At 66.5% G+C, this 2,871-nt stretch carries 3 protein-coding genes; 2 read left to right on the top strand and 1 reads right to left on the bottom strand.

Going from position 1 to position 2,871, the window contains the following annotated elements; all coding sequences use genetic code 11:
* The coding region (locus ACFV57_RS01715) for a histone-like nucleoid-structuring protein Lsr2 (RefSeq protein WP_385224638.1) at positions 1 to 136 on the top strand (136 nt) is incomplete at its 5' end.
* 90 nt (positions 137 to 226) lie between these two features.
* Here ACFV57_RS01715 and ACFV57_RS01710 read toward each other — a convergent pair.
* Positions 227 to 721: an SLOG family protein gene (locus ACFV57_RS01710; protein ID WP_385224549.1), complete on the bottom strand. Its 495-nt coding sequence runs from the start codon at positions 719 to 721 to the stop codon at positions 227 to 229.
* Between the two features lie 1,694 nt (positions 722 to 2,415).
* Here ACFV57_RS01710 and ACFV57_RS01705 point away from each other — a divergent pair.
* Positions 2,416 to 2,763 carry a hypothetical protein gene (locus ACFV57_RS01705; RefSeq protein ID WP_385224547.1) on the top strand — a complete coding sequence of 116 codons (348 nt, stop codon included), beginning with the start codon at positions 2,416 to 2,418 and terminating at the stop codon, positions 2,761 to 2,763.
* Positions 2,764 to 2,871: the final 108 nt, after the last annotated feature.

The following is a 2,871-nucleotide window of genomic DNA, read 5'->3' as shown; positions in this document are numbered from 1 at the left end:
TACGACTGTCGAGGAGCGCGAAGAGATCCGGGAGTGGGCCAGGGAGCAGGGCTACGAGGTCAACGAGCGGGGGCGCATCCCGAAGAAGGTCAAGAAGGCCTACGATGAGGCGCACGGCATCGATCGGAGCGAGTAGCGCTGACCTTAGCGTTCGCCTCTTGGCCGACTCCTCTCGTTCGTCCCTGAAGGGCCCTGCAGCACATTGCACAGGGCCCCTCGCGCGCCTTCAGAACGGATGGATCACGTCGGCCGTCTCGATCCCCGCAGCTCGCGCGCGAGCCCTGCAGTGGATCGTGCCGTGCGAGAAGTGCCCCGGCGTATGCGGCATGAGCTGCTCCTGGCCCCGCTTCGGGCACCCGGGCTTCCGACAGGGGTCGAGGAAGGCCGTGCACAGCACCTCAGCTCCGGCATCGCGGTACACCTGGGCCGCGTCGGCCATCTCCTGATTGCGCTGGAAGCCGGCCCGCTTCCCATAAGCCGACCAGTCGGCGGGGAAAGCGCGGATCTCGAAGCCGGCAGCCAGCCACAGCCGCTCGACCATAGCGTCGGCGCCCTCGGGGCAGTGCCCTGAGATGAGCACCGGCCGGGTGATGTTCGAAGAACCCCAAACACGCCAGGCATCGTTGAGCGCTTGGCGCATGCTCTCCTCGTCGTCCCAGCTGCGGGAACCGGTGACGAGGACGACATGCGAGAACGATTCTGGAACCATTTCAGCAATCATTCGAGTCTCCTCTCCTGGTGACTCGGCGGTCTCCACAGCTGGAGTCGAGAGCTGCGGCCACGATGTCTGGGCAGGCGCGGCGGCCTGCATGTCGCTGGCTCATGTCTGATCATCGCTGCACATCGGCATGAGGTGGACGGTGTACATCCCGTCATCGCTGCGGGAGACGTGCACGGTGACAACAGCGCTGTTCTCGCCGTTGGTGAAGTCGACGTTGCCGATTTGCCGTCCCCGGCTTCGCCGGAGCGCATCACCGTGACGACGGCTTCGCTGTTCGGTTGCCGCAACTTCGGCTCGCACCGGGCTCCGGTGCGGTAGGGCGAAAGTTCGGGCTGGGACTGCGTCACGGCGATGCCTCTTCGTGGTTTGGGGGGTGCGGGTGGCGACCATCGAGTGCGGCCACGTGGGCCCGTGTGATCTCGATGCCCGGCGGAGCGCCCGTGCCAGCTCCGCTGGCTGACGGCCCGGAAGATCTCGCCAGTGCGATCCACCCCTGGATGAATCGCGCAGCGAGCCACCGGCCGGGGCGTCACTTCTCGCCTGAGCCAGGCGCTACGCGCCTAGCGATCCGCCACTGCTGCACCCTTCGCTACTGTCTACACACCTGCGGACAACTACAGCGGGGCAGTGGCGGGGTTTCGCCTCTCAAGCGCAGCCCTGGGCACAGCAGGAGGGAGCGTCAGCGACCGACGGACCGGCGAGCGAAGCAAGTGGTGGAACCCGTCGGCTATGCCGACTCACACGTCCTCGAAGCGCAGCGGAGAGGTCGAGCGGAGCGAGGGTCCGCAGGACACGTGTTATCAGGTTCCCTTATGCCCTTCTTGCTTCCTTGCCACCGATGACGCTGCTCCACGGCTGGAGCGTTAGCGGAAGCCTGGAACATCAGGGGAAACAGTCCGTACCCTCTTGATCCGTACCCCTTCCCCTCTTCCCCGCAGCGGGGGGTACGGGGTTGGCTGTTTCCCCTGACCATCGCACCTTTCGGGTGTACTGCTGTTTTGCCGTCCGTGATACGGCCGTACCCCCATGCTGATCCGTCCTTGTGACGCACGACCCAGGGGGGTACGGGGTTGTTCCTGACGGGGCGCAGCCCCGGTTCACCGCCCTGCTGCCGCAGGCGGCACGGCCTTCGCCGCGGCAGCGCCTCCGTCCTGTCGCGACGTCGTAGCTTCGGCTTTGAATAACGCTCTGCTCCACCGTTCGCTGCGGACGGCGTAGTTGGCCTCGCGCCATCGTGTTGTGCTGGCTGCGCCGACGCGGATTCACCGGTCGCTGTTCCGGCAGCGTGCCAGCACTGTACGCACCGCGTCCGAGACGGGTGTTCTGCACTGTGCCGACGACGCGCGTTCCGGCTCCGGGCCATGTTCCGTCTCGCGCTTGCGCGACGAGCCCGGGGCCCTCGTGGACGCACCGGAAGAGGAGAGGCCAACTGCCGCGACCAGCACCAGCACCATCGGGCCTTTGGCCCTCTTCCTTCAGGGGCAGCTTCCGCAGCAAATGCCTCCGCGCTTCCTCTCACCCACGGCCCTTTGGAGCCAACGACACCCCCCTCACCGCCCCGGTGCAACCCATTGGCGGAGCCTGAGGAATGCCATCGCGAGCGCGACTCCGCAGCCCGGCGAAACAGTGTGACGCGTGTCACATTTTCGCAATTTATTGCCGACATGGGGCCATGCCGAGCCTGAAGAGTGAAGGTGCCGCTCAACCTACTTCTGGAGGACTTGATGATCCCGTCGAAGACGCTTCTGCCGACGATTACGCCGGAGGGGACGTACGGGCAGCTCGTGGAGCTGATCACTGCCGTTTCAGGACTCGACGATCGGGCGGCGGAAGGCCTGGCGGACAGCCTGCTGTTCCGGCTGGGGCTCTACGGCCCTACCCCTGAACGGGTGGACGATCTGTGTGCAGCGATGTTCTTCGACGCCGATCCGGAGGACGGCGGCTGGGCGCAGTGCAGTAAGACGCCGGGACACATCCACTGTGGCGACCCGCTGCACGAGGGCCGGTGGAGCGGACGGCGTTGGAGCGACGGCCACCGGTAGGCCGTGGTCGCTGACGACGAGGAGAACTGACGTGGCGGCGGGCGCGGCGCCCCCCACCCCCCCCCCCCCCCCAACACCAAACCCACCCCCGGTTTAAACCCCGGGGTA

This window comes from Streptomyces sp. NPDC059788 (genome assembly GCF_042732265.1).
Classification (GTDB): Bacteria; Actinomycetota; Actinomycetes; order Streptomycetales; family Streptomycetaceae; genus Streptomyces.
This window is presented reverse-complemented; position numbering and strand designations above follow the sequence as displayed.